The following is a 15,750-nucleotide window of genomic DNA, read 5'->3' on the forward strand; positions in this document are numbered from 1 at the left end:
TCGGAGTCATAGTCACCAGGCGGGCGCTTCAGATGAGTCGCCCGCTCTGGATAACTTAACTGAACGCCTAAAGAAATAAACGAGGAATCAAATGGCTCGTACAACACCCATCGCACGCTACCGTAACATCGGTATCAGTGCGCACATCGACGCCGGTAAAACCACTACTACCGAACGTATTCTGTTCTACACCGGTGTAAACCACAAAATCGGTGAAGTTCATGACGGCGCCGCTACCATGGACTGGATGGAGCAGGAGCAGGAACGTGGTATCACCATCACTTCCGCTGCGACTACTGCATTCTGGTCTGGTATGGCCAAACAGTATGAACCGCACCGCGTAAACATCATCGACACCCCGGGGCACGTTGACTTCACTATCGAAGTAGAACGTTCCATGCGTGTTCTTGATGGTGCGGTAATGGTTTACTGCGCAGTTGGTGGTGTTCAGCCGCAGTCTGAAACCGTATGGCGTCAGGCAAACAAATATAAAGTTCCGCGCATCGCGTTCGTTAACAAAATGGACCGCATGGGCGCTAACTTCCTGAAAGTTGTTGGTCAGATCAAAACCCGTCTGGGCGCGAACCCGGTTCCGCTGCAGCTGGCAATTGGTGCTGAAGAAGGTTTCACCGGCGTTGTTGACCTGGTGAAAATGAAAGCCATCAACTGGAACGATGCAGACCAGGGCGTAACCTTCGAATACGAAGATATCCCGGCTGACATGCAGGACCTGGCTGATGAATGGCACCAGAACCTGATCGAATCCGCAGCTGAAGCTTCTGAAGAGCTGATGGAAAAATACCTGGGTGGTGAAGAACTGACTGAAGAAGAGATCAAAAAAGCTCTGCGTCAGCGCGTTCTGAACAACGAAATCATCCTGGTAACCTGTGGTTCTGCGTTCAAGAACAAAGGCGTTCAGGCGATGCTGGATGCGGTAATTGATTACCTGCCATCCCCGGTTGACGTACCTGCGATCAACGGTATCCTGGACGACGGTAAAGATACCCCGGCTGAGCGTCACGCAAGCGACGACGAGCCGTTCTCTGCACTGGCGTTCAAAATCGCTACCGACCCGTTCGTGGGTAACCTGACCTTCTTCCGCGTGTACTCCGGTGTGGTTAACTCTGGTGATACCGTACTGAACTCCGTGAAAGCTGCACGTGAGCGTTTCGGTCGTATCGTTCAGATGCACGCTAACAAACGTGAAGAGATCAAAGAAGTTCGCGCGGGCGACATCGCTGCTGCTATCGGTCTGAAAGACGTAACTACTGGTGACACCCTGTGTGACCCGGATGCGCCGATCATTCTGGAGCGTATGGAATTCCCTGAGCCGGTAATCTCCATCGCCGTTGAGCCGAAAACCAAAGCTGACCAGGAAAAAATGGGTCTGGCTCTGGGTCGTCTGGCTAAAGAAGACCCGTCTTTCCGCGTATGGACTGACGAAGAGTCTAACCAGACCATTATCGCCGGTATGGGTGAGCTGCACCTCGACATCATCGTTGACCGTATGAAGCGTGAATTCAACGTTGAAGCGAACGTCGGTAAACCTCAGGTTGCTTACCGTGAAGCGATTCGCGCGAAAGTTACCGATATCGAAGGTAAACACGCCAAGCAGTCTGGTGGTCGTGGTCAGTACGGTCACGTTGTGATCGACATGTACCCGCTGGAGCCGGGCTCTAACCCGAAAGGTTACGAGTTCATCAACGACATCAAAGGTGGTGTAATTCCTGGCGAATACATCCCGGCCGTTGATAAAGGCATCCAGGAACAGCTGAAAGCTGGTCCGCTGGCAGGTTACCCGGTAGTTGATATGGGTATCCGTCTGCACTTCGGTTCTTACCACGACGTTGACTCCTCTGAGCTGGCGTTTAAACTGGCTGCGTCTATTGCCTTTAAAGAAGGCTTTAAGAAAGCAAAACCAGTTCTGCTTGAGCCGATCATGAAGGTTGAAGTAGAAACTCCGGAAGAGAACACTGGTGACGTTATCGGTGACTTGAGCCGTCGTCGCGGTATGCTGCGCGGTCAGGAATCCGAAGTAACCGGCGTTAAGATCCACGCTGAAGTACCGCTGTCCGAAATGTTCGGTTATGCAACTCAGCTGCGTTCTCTGACCAAAGGTCGTGCATCATACACCATGGAATTCCTGAAGTATGATGATGCGCCGAACAACGTTGCTCAGGCCGTTATTGAAGCCCGTGGTAAATAATCCACAGGATTAAAACCTAAGTCCCGTGCTCTCTCCGAAGGGGAGAGCACTATAGTAAGGAATATAGCCGTGTCTAAAGAAAAATTTGAACGTACAAAACCGCACGTCAACGTTGGTACTATCGGCCACGTTGACCATGGTAAAACTACCCTGACTGCTGCCATCACTACCGTTCTGGCTAAAACCTACGGTGGTTCCGCTCGCGCATTCGACCAGATCGATAACGCGCCGGAAGAAAAAGCTCGTGGTATCACCATCAACACCTCTCACGTTGAATACGACACCCCGACTCGCCACTACGCGCACGTAGACTGCCCGGGCCACGCCGACTATGTTAAAAACATGATCACCGGTGCTGCGCAGATGGACGGCGCGATCCTGGTTGTTGCTGCGACTGACGGCCCGATGCCGCAGACTCGTGAGCACATCCTGCTGGGTCGTCAGGTAGGCGTTCCGTACATCATCGTGTTCCTGAACAAATGCGACATGGTTGATGACGAAGAGCTGCTGGAACTGGTTGAGATGGAAGTTCGTGAACTGCTGTCTCAGTACGATTTCCCGGGCGACGACACCCCGATCGTTCGTGGTTCTGCTCTGAAAGCGCTGGAAGGCGACGCAGAGTGGGAAGCGAAAATCATCGAACTGGCTGGCCACCTGGATACCTATATCCCGGAACCAGAGCGTGCGATTGACAAGCCGTTCCTGCTGCCGATCGAAGACGTATTCTCCATCTCCGGTCGTGGTACCGTTGTTACCGGTCGTGTAGAGCGCGGTATCATCAAAGTAGGTGAAGAAGTTGAAATCGTTGGTATCAAAGAAACCGCGAAAACCACCTGTACTGGCGTTGAAATGTTCCGCAAACTGCTGGACGAAGGCCGTGCTGGTGAGAACGTAGGTGTTCTGCTGCGTGGTATCAAACGTGAAGAAATCGAACGTGGTCAGGTACTGGCTAAGCCGGGCACCATCAACCCGCACACCAAGTTCGAATCTGAAGTGTACATCCTGTCCAAAGATGAAGGCGGCCGTCATACTCCGTTCTTCAAAGGCTACCGTCCGCAGTTCTACTTCCGTACTACTGACGTGACTGGCACCATCGAACTGCCGGAAGGCGTAGAGATGGTAATGCCGGGCGACAACATCAAAATGGTTGTTACCCTGATCCACCCGATCGCGATGGACGACGGTCTGCGTTTCGCAATCCGTGAAGGCGGCCGTACCGTTGGCGCGGGCGTTGTAGCTAAAGTTCTGGGCTAATTCGTTAGCTTTGAATTAAAAAGGGCGCTTCGGTGCCCTTTTTGCTGTCTGTCATTCAGCGAAAAACGAATTTTTGCTGGCTATTCATATCGTGCGTTGCGGCGGATAATGAGCAAATGGTCTATTGTAATCATAACCATTCTCATTTAATATTTGTGCATAAATTGAACGGGAGTTTCTATGTACGTTTGTTTGTGCAATGGCGTCAGCGATAAAAAAATTCGTCAGGTTGTGCGCCAGTTTCAACCGCAATCTTTTCAGCAATTACGTAAGTTTGTTCCCGTGGGAAATCAATGCGGTAAGTGTGTTCGTGCTGCGCGTGAAGTGATGGAAGATGAATTAACCACCATGCCGGAATTCAAAGAAATCGCCTGAAGTCCACGCTTCTCTTTTGACATCCCTATAGGCCGGACTACGCTTCAATGAGTGGAAGCGGAGGGACTATATAATGAAAGGTGATGTCAAAATCATAAGTTATCTCAATAAATTATTGGGAAATGAGCTAGTCGCAATTAATCAGTACTTTCTTCATGCGAGAATGTTTAAAAATTGGGGCCTGATGCGCCTCAACGATATTGAGTACCACGAATCCATCGACGAAATGAAGCACGCCGATAAGTATATCGAGCGTATTCTTTTTCTCGAAGGTATCCCTAATCTGCAGGATCTCGGCAAACTTGGCATCGGTGAAGATGTGGAAGAGATGCTGCGGTCCGATTTGAGGCTGGAGCTGGAAGGGGCGCAAAATTTGCGTGAGGCTATTGCCTATGCCGACAGCGTCCATGACTACGTCAGCCGCGATATGATGATTGAGATCCTGGCGGATGAAGAAGGCCATATCGACTGGCTGGAAACCGAACTCGATTTGATTGGCAAAATCGGTCTGCAAAATTACCTGCAGTCGCAGATCAAAGTGTCAGATTAGCCAGCGTCTGCCACCCGCACCAAAAACCCGCGGCCGCCAGGAATGGCCCAAACGGCAGCGGGTTGCTTCTTCTCCATTTGCTCCTCCCGCCGCAACTGGCGTATAAACCTGCTCCTGCCCACGCTATGCCGGCGAGTAGCGAGGCAACCAGGACCAACTGGGGCAGCAATCGCCAGCCATGCCAGGCGCCGAGGGCGGCAAGATATTTTATATCTCCATAACCCAACCCTTCATAGCCGCGGATACCGCGGTATAGCCAGTAAATCGCAGCCAAAGAGAGATAGCCCGCTATCGCCCCCCAGACGGCATCATGCAGCTGGTGCGGCGCCAGACAGAGATAAAAAAGTAAACCACTCCACAGCAGGGGACAGGTGTAACGGTCGGGCAACAGACCGTGGCGCAGATCCTGGTGGCATAATGCCACGGTCAAACCGCTATAGCACAGCAAGAAGGGGAGGGCGGCGAGCATAGTTGACCCCGCAATGATCGATGAACATTGCGTCACTATGCTCATCCTCTCCCGTTCAGCACAAAAGGCATTTTCCGGGAATGGATCCCACAATCCGCGCTCTTACTCCGCATTGCAGCCCCGTACAGCGCGCTAACGCGAAGGCGCGCAAATCCTGGTGATGATTTTCTAAACAGCACTTGCGTCGCGCCAGAATTTGCGTATAATGCGCGGGCCTGTCAAAGTTGACGGCCGGTTCAATATGAACCCTGGTAATCGCATTTGGGTTATCAAACAATGTCCCCAATCGGGGGACTATGTAAGAACGGTTACACTCTCCCATCAATCGTAATGGGTATGAGGAGTAATCATTTCGTCTATAAAATAATTGGAGCTCTGGTCTCATGCAGAACCAAAGAATCCGTATCCGCCTGAAAGCGTTTGATCATCGTCTGATCGATCAATCAACCGCGGAAATCGTCGAGACTGCTAAGCGCACTGGTGCGCAAGTCCGTGGTCCGATCCCGCTGCCGACCCGCAAAGAGCGCTTTACCGTTCTGATCTCCCCGCACGTCAACAAAGACGCGCGTGACCAGTACGAAATTCGCACTCACAAGCGTCTGGTTGACATCGTTGAGCCAACTGAAAAAACCGTTGATGCTCTGATGCGTCTGGATCTGGCTGCCGGTGTAGACGTGCAGATCAGCCTGGGTTAATCAGGTCATCGAGCGATTGAGAGGTTGAAACAATGATTGGTTTAGTCGGTAAAAAAGTGGGCATGACCCGCATCTTCACTGAAGATGGCGTTTCTATCCCAGTAACCGTAATCGAAGTTGAAGCAAACCGTGTTACTCAGGTTAAAGACCTGGCTAACGATGGCTACCGCGCAATCCAGGTTACCACCGGTGCTAAAAAAGCTAACCGTGTAACCAAGCCGGAAGCGGGTCACTTCGCTAAAGCTGGCGTTGAAGCTGGCCGTGGTCTGTGGGAATTCCGTCTGGCTGACGGCGAAGAATTCACCGTAGGTCAGAACATTAGCGTTGAACTGTTTGCTGACGTTAAAAAAGTTGACGTAACCGGTACCTCTAAAGGTAAAGGTTTTGCTGGTACCGTTAAGCGCTGGAACTTCCGTACCCAGGACGCTACTCACGGTAACTCCTTGTCCCACCGCGTTCCGGGTTCTATCGGTCAGAACCAGACTCCGGGCAAAGTGTTCAAAGGCAAGAAAATGGCAGGTCAGCTGGGTAATGAGCGTGTAACCGTTCAGAGCCTGGACGTAGTACGTGTTGACGCTGAGCGCAACCTGCTGCTGGTTAAAGGTGCTGTCCCGGGTGCGACCGGTAGCGACCTGATCGTTAAACCAGCTGTGAAGGCGTGAGGAGATAGCAATGGAATTAGTATTGAAAGACGCGCAGAGCGCGCTGACTGTTTCCGAAACTACCTTCGGTCGTGATTTCAACGAAGCGCTGGTTCACCAGGTTGTTGTTGCTTATGCAGCCGGTGCGCGTCAGGGCACTCGTGCTCAGAAGACTCGTGCTGAAATCACTGGCTCCGGTAAAAAACCGTGGCGCCAGAAAGGTACCGGCCGTGCGCGTTCTGGTTCTATCAAGAGCCCGATCTGGCGTTCCGGTGGCGTGACCTTCGCTGCTCGTCCGCAGGACCACAGTCAAAAAGTTAACAAGAAGATGTACCGCGGCGCGCTGAAAAGCATTCTGTCCGAACTGGTACGTCAGGATCGTCTGATCGTTGTCGAGAAGTTCTCTGTTGAAGCGCCGAAAACTAAGCTGCTGGCACAGAAACTGAAAGACATGGCTCTGGAAGATGTGCTGATCATCACCGGTGAGCTGGACGAGAACCTGTTCCTGGCCGCACGTAACCTGCATAAGGTTGACGTACGTGATGCGAACGGTATCGACCCGGTTAGCCTGATCGCCTTCGACAAAGTCGTAATGACTGCTGATGCTGTTAAGCAAGTTGAGGAGATGCTGGCATGATTCGTGAAGAACGTCTGCTGAAGGTGCTGCGCGCACCGCACGTTTCTGAAAAAGCGTCTACTGCGATGGAAAAAACAAACACCATCGTTCTCAAAGTTGCTAAAGACGCGACCAAAGCAGAAATCAAAGCTGCTGTGCAGAAACTGTTTGAAGTCGAAGTCGAAGTCGTTAACACCCTGGTTGTTAAAGGGAAAGTTAAACGTCACGGACAGCGTATCGGTCGTCGTAGCGACTGGAAAAAAGCTTACGTCACCCTGAAAGAAGGCCAGAATCTGGACTTCGTTGGCGGCGCTGAGTAAGTCGGAGGAGTAATACAATGGCAGTTGTTAAATGTAAACCGACATCTCCGGGTCGTCGCCACGTCGTTAAAGTGGTTAACCCAGAGCTGCACAAGGGCAAACCTTTTGCTCCGTTGCTGGAAAAAAACAGCAAATCCGGTGGTCGTAACAACAATGGCCGTATCACCACCCGTCATATCGGTGGTGGCCACAAGCAGGCTTACCGTATTGTTGACTTCAAACGCAACAAAGATGGTATCCCGGCAGTTGTTGAACGTCTTGAGTACGATCCGAACCGCTCCGCGAACATCGCGCTGGTTCTGTACAAAGACGGCGAGCGCCGTTACATCCTGGCCCCGAAAGGCCTGAAAGCTGGCGACCAGATTCAGTCTGGCGTTGATGCTGCAATCAAAGCAGGCAACACCCTGCCGATGCGCAATATCCCGGTTGGTTCTACCGTTCATAACGTAGAAATGAAACCAGGTAAAGGCGGTCAGCTGGCTCGTTCCGCTGGTACTTACGTTCAGATCGTTGCTCGTGACGGTGCTTATGTCACCCTGCGTCTGCGTTCTGGTGAAATGCGTAAAGTCGAAGCAGACTGCCGCGCGACTCTGGGCGAAGTTGGCAATGCTGAGCATATGCTGCGCGTTCTGGGTAAAGCAGGTGCTGCACGCTGGCGTGGTGTTCGTCCTACCGTTCGCGGTACTGCGATGAACCCAGTAGACCACCCACATGGTGGTGGTGAAGGTCGTAACTTTGGTAAGCACCCGGTATCCCCGTGGGGCCTGCAGACCAAAGGTAAGAAGACCCGCAGCAACAAGCGTACTGATAAATTCATCGTACGTCGCCGTAGCAAATAATTTTAGAGGATAAGCCATGCCACGTTCTCTCAAGAAAGGTCCTTTTATTGACCTGCACTTGCTGAAGAAGGTAGAGAAAGCGGTGGAAAGCGGAGACAAGAAGCCCCTGCGCACTTGGTCCCGTCGTTCAACGATCTTTCCTAACATGATCGGTTTGACCATCGCTGTCCATAATGGTCGTCAGCACGTTCCAGTATTTGTTTCCGACGAAATGGTCGGTCACAAACTGGGTGAATTCGCACCGACTCGTACTTATCGCGGCCACGCTGCTGATAAAAAAGCGAAGAAGAAATAAGGTAGGAGGAAGAGATGGAAACTTTAGCTCAACATCGCCATGCTCGTTCTTCTGCTCAGAAGGTTCGCCTTGTAGCTGACCTGATTCGCGGTAAGAAAGTGTCGCAGGCCCTGGATATTCTGACCTACACCAACAAAAAAGCTGCTGTACTGGTCAAGAAGGTACTGGAATCTGCCATTGCTAACGCTGAACACAACGATGGCGCTGACATTGATGATCTGAAAGTTGCGAAAATTTTCGTAGACGAAGGCCCGAGCATGAAGCGCATTATGCCGCGTGCTAAAGGTCGTGCAGATCGCATCCTGAAGCGCACCAGCCACATCACTGTGGTTGTGTCCGATCGCTGAGACTCTGGAGACTAGCAATGGGTCAGAAAGTACATCCTAATGGTATTCGCCTGGGTATTGTCAAACCATGGAACTCTACCTGGTTCGCGAACACCAAAGAATTCGCTGACAACCTGGACAGCGATTTTAAAGTACGTCAGTTCCTGACTAAAGAACTGGCTAAAGCGTCTGTATCTCGCATCGTTATCGAGCGTCCGGCTAAGAGCATCCGTGTGACCATTCACACCGCTCGCCCGGGTATCGTTATCGGTAAGAAAGGCGAAGACGTAGAAAAACTGCGCAAGGTCGTAGCGGATATCGCTGGCGTACCTGCACAGATCAATATCGCCGAAGTTCGTAAACCTGAACTGGACGCAAAACTGGTTGCTGACAGCATCACTTCTCAGCTGGAACGTCGCGTTATGTTCCGTCGTGCGATGAAGCGTGCTGTACAGAACGCAATGCGTCTGGGCGCTAAAGGTATCAAAGTTGAAGTTAGCGGCCGTCTGGGCGGCGCGGAAATCGCACGTACCGAATGGTACCGTGAAGGTCGCGTACCGCTGCACACTCTGCGTGCTGACATCGACTACAACACCTCTGAAGCGCACACCACTTACGGTGTAATCGGCGTTAAGGTATGGATCTTCAAAGGTGAGATCCTGGGTGGTATGGCTGCTGTTGAACAACCGGAACCGGCTGCTCAACCTAAAAAGCAGCAGCGTAAAGGCCGTAAATAAGGAGCGTCGCTGATGTTACAACCAAAGCGTACAAAATTCCGTAAAGTGCACAAAGGCCGCAACCGTGGTCTGGCGCAGGGTACGGATGTTAGCTTCGGCACTTTCGGTCTGAAAGCTGTTGGCCGTGGTCGTCTGACTGCACGTCAGATCGAAGCAGCACGTCGTGCTATGACCCGTGCAGTTAAGCGTCAAGGTAAGATCTGGATCCGTGTATTCCCGGACAAACCGATCACCGAGAAGCCGCTGGAAGTTCGTATGGGTAAAGGTAAAGGTAACGTGGAGTACTGGGTTGCCTTGATTCAGCCGGGTAAAGTCCTGTATGAAATGGACGGTGTACCGGAAGAGCTGGCCCGTGAAGCATTCGGCCTGGCAGCAGCGAAACTGCCGATCAAAACCACCTTTGTAACTAAGACGGTGATGTAATGAAAGCAAAAGAGCTGCGTGAAAAAAGCGTTGAAGAGCTGAACGCTGAGCTGCTGAACCTGCTGCGTGAGCAGTTCAACCTGCGCATGCAGGCTGCAAGTGGCCAGCTGCAACAGACTCATCTGCTGAAGCAAGTGCGTCGTGATGTTGCACGCGTTAAGACTTTACTGACTCAGAAGGCGGGTGCGTAATGACCGATAAAATCCGTACTCTGCAAGGTCGCGTAGTTAGCGACAAAATGGAGAAATCCATTGTTGTTGCTATCGAACGTATGGTGAAACACCCGGTTTACGGTAAATTCATCAAACGTACGACCAAACTGCACGTACATGACGAGAACAACGAATGCGGTATCGGCGACAAGGTTGAAATCCGCGAATGCCGTCCGCTGTCCAAGACTAAGTCCTGGACGCTGGTTCGCGTTGTAGAGAAAGCGGTTCTGTAATAGAGTACGCATTCTCGATACGGATAAACGGCTCAGCGATGAGCCGTTTATTTTTTCTACCCATATCTGGTTTGTGGTGTTATAATGCCGCGCCCTCGATATGGGGCTTTTTAACGACCCTAATTTTCGGGTCTCAGTAGTAGTTGACATTAGCGGAGCACTAAAATGATCCAAGAACAGACTATGCTGAACGTCGCCGACAACTCCGGTGCACGTCGCGTAATGTGTATCAAGGTTCTGGGTGGCTCGCACCGTCGCTACGCAGGCGTAGGCGACATCATCAAGATCACCATCAAAGAAGCAATTCCGCGTGGTAAGGTCAAAAAAGGTGATGTGCTGAAGGCGGTAGTGGTGCGCACCAAGAAGGGTGTTCGTCGCCCGGACGGTTCTGTCATTCGCTTCGATGGTAATGCATGCGTTATTCTGAACAATAACAGCGAGCAGCCTATCGGTACGCGTATTTTTGGGCCGGTAACTCGTGAACTTCGTACCGAGAAGTTCATGAAAATTATCTCTCTGGCACCAGAAGTACTCTAAGGAGCGAATCATGGCAGCGAAAATCCGTCGTGATGACGAAGTTATCGTGTTAACCGGTAAAGATAAAGGTAAGCGCGGTAAAGTTAAGAATGTCCTGTCTTCCGGCAAGGTCATTGTTGAAGGTATCAACCTGGTTAAGAAACACCAGAAGCCGGTTCCGGCTCTGAACCAACCAGGCGGCATCGTTGAAAAAGAAGCTGCAATTCAGGTTTCTAACGTTGCAATCTTCAATGCGGCAACCGGCAAGGCTGACCGTGTAGGCTTTAGATTCGAAGACGGTAAAAAAGTCCGTTTCTTCAAGTCTAACAGCGAAACTATCAAGTAATTTGGAGTAGTACGATGGCGAAACTGCATGATTACTACAAAGACGAAGTAGTTAAGAAACTCATGACTGAGTTTAACTACAATTCTGTCATGCAAGTCCCTCGGGTCGAGAAGATCACCCTGAACATGGGTGTTGGTGAAGCGATCGCTGACAAGAAACTGCTGGATAACGCAGCAGCTGACCTGGCAGCAATCTCCGGTCAAAAACCGCTGATCACCAAAGCACGCAAATCAGTTGCAGGCTTCAAAATCCGTCAGGGCTATCCGATCGGCTGTAAAGTAACTCTGCGTGGCGAACGCATGTGGGAGTTCTTTGAGCGCCTGATCACTATTGCTGTACCGCGTATTCGTGACTTCCGCGGCCTGTCCGCTAAGTCTTTCGACGGTCGTGGCAACTACAGCATGGGTGTCCGTGAGCAGATCATCTTCCCAGAAATCGACTACGATAAAGTCGACCGCGTTCGTGGTTTGGATATTACCATTACCACTACTGCGAAATCTGACGAAGAAGGCCGTGCTCTGCTGGCTGCCTTTGACTTCCCGTTCCGCAAGTAAGGTAGGGTTACTTAATGGCTAAGCAATCAATGAAAGCACGCGAAGTAAAGCGCGTGGCTTTAGCTGATAAATTCTTCGCTAAACGCGCTGAACTGAAAGCTATCATCTCTGATGTGAACGCAACCGACGAAGATCGTTGGAATGCCGTTCTCAAGCTGCAGACTCTGCCGCGTGATTCCAGCCCGTCTCGTCAGCGTAACCGCTGCCGTCAAACAGGTCGTCCGCATGGTTTCCTGCGGAAGTTCGGGTTGAGCCGTATTAAGGTCCGTGAAGCCGCTATGCGCGGTGAAATCCCGGGTCTGAAAAAGGCTAGCTGGTAATTGTCACCAATTGAATCACGGGAGTAAAGACAGATGAGCATGCAAGATCCGATCGCGGATATGCTGACCCGTATCCGTAACGGTCAGGCCGCGAACAAAGCTGCGGTCACCATGCCTTCCTCCAAGCTGAAAGTGGCAATCGCCAACGTGCTGAAGGAAGAAGGTTTTATCGAAGATTTTAAAGTTGAAGGCGACACCAAGCCTGAACTGGAACTTACTCTCAAGTATTTCCAGGGCAAAGCTGTTGTAGAAAGCATTCAGCGTGTCAGCCGCCCAGGTCTGCGCATCTATAAGAAAAAAGATGAGCTGCCGAAAGTTATGGCCGGTCTGGGTATCGCAGTTGTTTCTACCTCTAAAGGTGTTATGACTGATCGTGCAGCGCGCCAGGCTGGTCTTGGTGGCGAAATTATCTGCTACGTAGCCTAATCGGAGGAAAAAATGTCTCGTGTTGCTAAAGCACCGGTCGTTGTTCCTGCCGGCGTTGATGTAAAAATCAACGGTCAGGTTATTACGATCAAAGGTAAAAACGGCGAGCTGACTCGTACTCTCAACGATGCTGTTGAAGTTAAACATGCAGATAATGCACTGACCTTCGGTCCGCGTGATGGTTACGCAGACGGTTGGGCTCAGGCTGGTACCGCGCGTGCCCTGCTGAACTCAATGGTTATCGGTGTTACCGAAGGCTTCACTAAGAAGCTGCAGCTGGTTGGTGTAGGTTATCGTGCAGCGGTCAAAGGGAATGTAGTAAACCTGGCTTTAGGTTTCTCTCACCCGGTTGATCATCAGCTGCCTGCGGGTATCACTGCAGAATGTCCGACTCAGACTGAAATCGTGCTGAAAGGCGCTGATAAGCAGGTGATCGGCCAGGTTGCAGCAGATCTGCGCGCCTACCGTCGTCCTGAGCCTTACAAAGGCAAGGGTGTTCGTTACGCCGACGAAGTCGTGCGTACCAAAGAGGCTAAGAAGAAGTAAGGTAACACTATGGATAAGAAATCTGCTCGTATCCGTCGTGCGACCCGCGCACGCCGCAAGCTCCAGGAGCTGGGCGCAACTCGCCTGGTGGTACATCGTACCCCGCGTCACATTTACGCACAGGTAATTGCACCGAATGGTTCTGAAGTTCTGGTAGCTGCTTCTACTGTAGAAAAAGCTATCGCTGAACAACTGAAGTACACCGGTAACAAAGACGCTGCAGCAGCTGTGGGTAAAGCTGTCGCTGAACGCGCTCTGGAAAAAGGCATCAAAGATGTTTCCTTTGACCGTTCCGGGTTCCAATATCATGGTCGTGTCCAGGCACTGGCAGATGCTGCCCGTGAAGCTGGCCTTCAGTTCTAAGGTAGAGGTGTAAGATGGCTCACATCGAAAAACAAGCTGGCGAACTGCAGGAAAAGCTGATCGCGGTAAACCGCGTATCTAAAACCGTTAAAGGTGGTCGTATTTTCTCCTTCACAGCTCTGACTGTAGTAGGCGATGGTAACGGTCGCGTTGGTTTTGGTTACGGTAAAGCGCGTGAAGTTCCAGCAGCGATCCAGAAAGCGATGGAAAAAGCCCGTCGCAATATGATTAACGTCGCGCTGAACCACGGCACCCTGCAGCACCCGGTTAAGGGTACTCACACGGGTTCTCGTGTATTCATGCAGCCGGCTTCCGAAGGTACCGGTATCATCGCCGGTGGTGCAATGCGCGCCGTTCTGGAAGTCGCTGGGGTTCGTAACGTTCTGGCTAAAGCGTATGGTTCCACTAACCCGATTAACGTGGTTCGTGCAACTATCGACGGTCTGGAAAACATGAAGTCCCCGGATATGGTCGCTGCCAAGCGTGGTAAATCCGTTGAAGAAATTCTGGGGAAATAAACCATGGCAAAGACTATTAAAATTACTCAAACCCGCAGTGCAATCGGTCGTCTGCCGAAACACAAGGCAACGCTGCTTGGCCTGGGTCTGCGTCGTATTGGTCACACCGTAGAGCGCGAGGATACTCCTGCTGTTCGTGGTATGGTCAACGCGGTTTCCTTCATGGTTAAAGTTGAGGAGTAAGAGATGCGTTTAAATACTCTGTCTCCGGCCGAAGGCTCCAAAAAGGCGGGTAAACGCCTGGGTCGTGGTATCGGTTCTGGCCTCGGTAAAACCGGTGGTCGTGGTCACAAAGGTCAGAAATCTCGTTCTGGCGGTGGCGTACGTCGCGGTTTCGAGGGTGGTCAGATGCCTCTGTACCGTCGTCTGCCGAAATTCGGCTTCACTTCTCGTAAAGCGATGATCACCGCAGAGATCCGTCTCTCCGATCTGGCTCACGTAGAAGGCGATGTAGTAGACCTGAACGCGCTGAAAGCGGCTAACATTATCGGTGTCCAGATCGAGTTCGCGAAAGTGATCCTGTCTGGTGAGGTAACTCGTCCGGTAACTGTTCGTGGCCTGCGTGTGACTAAAGGTGCTCGTGCTGCTATCGAAGCTGCTGGCGGTAAAATTGAGGAATAAGTAGCAGATGGCTAAACAACCGGGATTAGATTTTCAAAGTGCCAAAGGTGGCCTTGGCGAACTGAAACGCAGACTTCTGTTTGTGGTCGGTGCGCTGATAGTGTTCCGTATTGGCTCTTTTATTCCGATCCCTGGTATTGATGCCGCTGTACTTGCCAAACTGCTTGAGCAACAGCGAGGCACCATCATTGAAATGTTCAACATGTTCTCTGGTGGTGCTCTCAGCCGTGCTTCTATCTTTGCGCTGGGGATTATGCCGTACATTTCGGCATCGATCATCGTGCAGCTGCTGACGGTGGTTTATCAACCGCTGGCGGAACTGAAGAAAGAAGGGGAGTCTGGTCGTCGTAAGATCAGCCAGTACACCCGCTACGGTACTCTGGTGCTGGCGATATTCCAGTCGATCGGTATTGCTACCGGTCTGCCGAATATGCCTGGTATGCAAGGCCTGGTGATTAATCCAGGCTTTGCATTCTATTTCACCGCTGTTGTCAGTCTGGTCACAGGGACTATGTTCCTGATGTGGCTCGGCGAACAGATCACTGAACGTGGTATCGGTAACGGTATCTCGATCATTATCTTCGCCGGTATCGTTGCGGGACTCCCGCCGGCCATCGCCCATACTATCGAGCAAGCGCGTCAAGGCGACCTGCACTTCCTCCTGTTGCTGTTGGTTGCAGTATTAGTATTTGCAGTGACCTTCTTTGTTGTATTCGTTGAGCGTGGTCAACGCCGCATTGTGGTAAACTACGCGAAACGTCAACAGGGTCGTCGTGTCTATGCTGCACAGAGCACACATTTACCGCTGAAAGTGAATATGGCGGGGGTAATCCCGGCAATCTTCGCTTCCAGTATTATACTGTTCCCGGCAACCATCACGTCATGGTTCGGGGGTGGTACTGGTTGGAACTGGCTGACAACAATTTCGCTGTATTTGCAGCCTGGGCAACCGCTTTATGTGTTACTCTATGCGTCTGCAATCATCTTCTTCTGTTTCTTCTACACGGCGTTGGTTTTCAACCCGCGTGAAACAGCAGATAACCTGAAGAAGTCCGGTGCATTTGTACCAGGAATTCGTCCGGGAGAGCAAACGGCGAAGTATATCGATAAAGTGATGACTCGCCTGACTCTGGTTGGTGCGTTGTACATTACTTTTATCTGCCTGATCCCGGAGTTCATGCGTGACGCGATGAAAGTGCCGTTCTACTTCGGTGGGACCTCGCTGCTTATCGTTGTTGTCGTGATTATGGACTTTATGGCTCAAGTGCAAACTCTGATGATGTCCAGTCAGTATGAGTCTGCATTGAAGAAGGCGAACCTGAAAGGCTACGGCCGTTAAAACTGGTCGC

27 protein-coding genes are annotated in these 15,750 nt (G+C 51.4%); 26 read left to right on the forward strand and 1 reads right to left on the reverse strand.

The window, feature by feature from the left end; translation table 11 throughout:
* Window positions 1-91 precede the first annotated feature (91 nt).
* The 4 genes from fusA (at window position 92) to bfr (ending at window position 4,385) form a co-directional block, all read left to right on the forward strand.
* Window positions 92-2,206 carry an elongation factor G gene (gene fusA / locus IB144_RS01975; RefSeq protein ID WP_002920103.1) on the forward strand — a complete coding sequence of 705 codons (2,115 nt, stop codon included), beginning with the start codon at window positions 92-94 and terminating at the stop codon, window positions 2,204-2,206.
* Window positions 2,207-2,275: 69 nt separating this feature from the next.
* Window positions 2,276-3,460 carry an elongation factor Tu gene (gene tuf / locus IB144_RS01980; protein ID WP_004174069.1) on the forward strand — a complete coding sequence of 395 codons (1,185 nt, stop codon included), beginning with the start codon at window positions 2,276-2,278 and terminating at the stop codon, window positions 3,458-3,460.
* Window positions 3,461-3,640: 180 nt separating this feature from the next.
* Window positions 3,641-3,835, forward strand: coding sequence for a bacterioferritin-associated ferredoxin (bfd, locus tag IB144_RS01985; RefSeq protein ID WP_004152415.1), 195 nt, complete (start codon window positions 3,641-3,643; stop codon window positions 3,833-3,835).
* Window positions 3,836-3,908: 73 nt separating this feature from the next.
* On the forward strand, window positions 3,909-4,385 hold the full coding sequence (gene bfr, locus IB144_RS01990) for a bacterioferritin (protein ID WP_002919971.1): 477 nt from the start codon (window positions 3,909-3,911) through the stop codon (window positions 4,383-4,385).
* Here bfr and IB144_RS01995 read toward each other — a convergent pair.
* Complete coding sequence (locus tag IB144_RS01995; RefSeq protein WP_020801891.1) at window positions 4,369-4,854, reverse strand: A24 family peptidase; 486 nt, start codon at window positions 4,852-4,854, stop codon at window positions 4,369-4,371. The two genes, bfr and IB144_RS01995, sit on opposite strands and share 17 nt — an antisense overlap.
* Before the next feature lie 383 nt (window positions 4,855-5,237).
* Between IB144_RS01995 and rpsJ the strand changes: the two genes are divergently transcribed.
* From rpsJ to secY, 22 genes are all read left to right on the forward strand, one after another.
* Window positions 5,238-5,549, forward strand: a complete 312-nt coding sequence (rpsJ, locus tag IB144_RS02000; RefSeq protein WP_001181005.1) for a 30S ribosomal protein S10 — start codon at window positions 5,238-5,240, stop codon at window positions 5,547-5,549.
* A gap of 32 nt (window positions 5,550-5,581) precedes the next feature.
* Window positions 5,582-6,211 (forward strand): 50S ribosomal protein L3, encoded by a 630-nt coding sequence (gene rplC, locus IB144_RS02005; RefSeq protein ID WP_002919796.1) that lies wholly within the window; start codon window positions 5,582-5,584, stop codon window positions 6,209-6,211.
* A 10-nt stretch (window positions 6,212-6,221) separates the two neighbouring features.
* Complete coding sequence (rplD, locus tag IB144_RS02010; RefSeq protein ID WP_002919794.1) at window positions 6,222-6,827, forward strand: 50S ribosomal protein L4; 606 nt, start codon at window positions 6,222-6,224, stop codon at window positions 6,825-6,827.
* Window positions 6,824-7,126, forward strand: coding sequence for a 50S ribosomal protein L23 (gene rplW, locus IB144_RS02015; protein WP_000617546.1), 303 nt, complete (start codon window positions 6,824-6,826; stop codon window positions 7,124-7,126). Before rplD ends, rplW begins: the two co-directional genes overlap by 4 nt.
* Before the next feature lie 17 nt (window positions 7,127-7,143).
* A complete protein-coding gene (gene rplB, locus IB144_RS02020; protein WP_002919786.1) occupies window positions 7,144-7,965 on the forward strand; it encodes a 50S ribosomal protein L2 in 822 nt (273 codons plus the stop codon).
* A gap of 16 nt (window positions 7,966-7,981) precedes the next feature.
* Window positions 7,982-8,260 (forward strand): 30S ribosomal protein S19, encoded by a 279-nt coding sequence (gene rpsS, locus IB144_RS02025; protein ID WP_001138115.1) that lies wholly within the window; start codon window positions 7,982-7,984, stop codon window positions 8,258-8,260.
* A gap of 14 nt (window positions 8,261-8,274) precedes the next feature.
* The gene (gene rplV / locus IB144_RS02030) at window positions 8,275-8,607 is read left to right on the forward strand and encodes a 50S ribosomal protein L22 (RefSeq protein ID WP_002919773.1); all 333 of its coding nucleotides are present in this window, start codon (window positions 8,275-8,277) and stop codon (window positions 8,605-8,607) included.
* A gap of 17 nt (window positions 8,608-8,624) precedes the next feature.
* Entirely contained in the window at window positions 8,625-9,323 is a 699-nt protein-coding gene (rpsC, locus tag IB144_RS02035; protein WP_002919766.1) for a 30S ribosomal protein S3, read from the forward strand.
* Window positions 9,324-9,335: 12 nt separating this feature from the next.
* Entirely contained in the window at window positions 9,336-9,746 is a 411-nt protein-coding gene (gene rplP / locus IB144_RS02040) for a 50S ribosomal protein L16 (protein WP_002919759.1), read from the forward strand.
* Window positions 9,746-9,937, forward strand: coding sequence for a 50S ribosomal protein L29 (rpmC, locus tag IB144_RS02045; RefSeq protein ID WP_002919754.1), 192 nt, complete (start codon window positions 9,746-9,748; stop codon window positions 9,935-9,937). The genes rplP and rpmC overlap by 1 nt, the downstream gene beginning before the upstream one ends.
* Window positions 9,937-10,191, forward strand: a complete 255-nt coding sequence (rpsQ, locus tag IB144_RS02050; RefSeq protein ID WP_002919751.1) for a 30S ribosomal protein S17 — start codon at window positions 9,937-9,939, stop codon at window positions 10,189-10,191. Before rpmC ends, rpsQ begins: the two co-directional genes overlap by 1 nt.
* Before the next feature lie 165 nt (window positions 10,192-10,356).
* Window positions 10,357-10,728, forward strand: coding sequence for a 50S ribosomal protein L14 (gene rplN / locus IB144_RS02055; protein ID WP_002919748.1), 372 nt, complete (start codon window positions 10,357-10,359; stop codon window positions 10,726-10,728).
* A gap of 10 nt (window positions 10,729-10,738) precedes the next feature.
* Entirely contained in the window at window positions 10,739-11,053 is a 315-nt protein-coding gene (gene rplX / locus IB144_RS02060) for a 50S ribosomal protein L24 (RefSeq protein ID WP_000729185.1), read from the forward strand.
* Window positions 11,054-11,067: 14 nt separating this feature from the next.
* Entirely contained in the window at window positions 11,068-11,607 is a 540-nt protein-coding gene (gene rplE, locus IB144_RS02065; protein WP_001096200.1) for a 50S ribosomal protein L5, read from the forward strand.
* A gap of 14 nt (window positions 11,608-11,621) precedes the next feature.
* Window positions 11,622-11,927, forward strand: coding sequence for a 30S ribosomal protein S14 (rpsN, locus tag IB144_RS02070; RefSeq protein ID WP_002919667.1), 306 nt, complete (start codon window positions 11,622-11,624; stop codon window positions 11,925-11,927).
* Between the two features lie 33 nt (window positions 11,928-11,960).
* On the forward strand, window positions 11,961-12,353 hold the full coding sequence (gene rpsH / locus IB144_RS02075) for a 30S ribosomal protein S8 (protein WP_002919665.1): 393 nt from the start codon (window positions 11,961-11,963) through the stop codon (window positions 12,351-12,353).
* 12 nt (window positions 12,354-12,365) lie between these two features.
* Window positions 12,366-12,899, forward strand: coding sequence for a 50S ribosomal protein L6 (gene rplF, locus IB144_RS02080; protein ID WP_002919662.1), 534 nt, complete (start codon window positions 12,366-12,368; stop codon window positions 12,897-12,899).
* Between the two features lie 9 nt (window positions 12,900-12,908).
* A complete protein-coding gene (gene rplR / locus IB144_RS02085) occupies window positions 12,909-13,262 on the forward strand; it encodes a 50S ribosomal protein L18 (protein ID WP_000358960.1) in 354 nt (117 codons plus the stop codon).
* 14 nt (window positions 13,263-13,276) lie between these two features.
* Window positions 13,277-13,780 (forward strand): 30S ribosomal protein S5, encoded by a 504-nt coding sequence (gene rpsE / locus IB144_RS02090; RefSeq protein ID WP_002919545.1) that lies wholly within the window; start codon window positions 13,277-13,279, stop codon window positions 13,778-13,780.
* 3 nt (window positions 13,781-13,783) lie between these two features.
* A complete protein-coding gene (gene rpmD, locus IB144_RS02095) occupies window positions 13,784-13,963 on the forward strand; it encodes a 50S ribosomal protein L30 (protein WP_001140434.1) in 180 nt (59 codons plus the stop codon).
* Window positions 13,964-13,966: 3 nt separating this feature from the next.
* On the forward strand, window positions 13,967-14,401 hold the full coding sequence (rplO, locus tag IB144_RS02100) for a 50S ribosomal protein L15 (protein WP_002919516.1): 435 nt from the start codon (window positions 13,967-13,969) through the stop codon (window positions 14,399-14,401).
* A gap of 7 nt (window positions 14,402-14,408) precedes the next feature.
* Window positions 14,409-15,740 (forward strand): preprotein translocase subunit SecY, encoded by a 1,332-nt coding sequence (secY, locus tag IB144_RS02105; protein WP_002919515.1) that lies wholly within the window; start codon window positions 14,409-14,411, stop codon window positions 15,738-15,740.
* Window positions 15,741-15,750: the final 10 nt, after the last annotated feature.

Origin of the sequence: Klebsiella sp. K4 (genome assembly GCF_014596785.2) — a bacterium.
In the GTDB taxonomy this organism is placed as follows: domain Bacteria; phylum Pseudomonadota; class Gammaproteobacteria; order Enterobacterales; family Enterobacteriaceae; genus Klebsiella; species Klebsiella pneumoniae.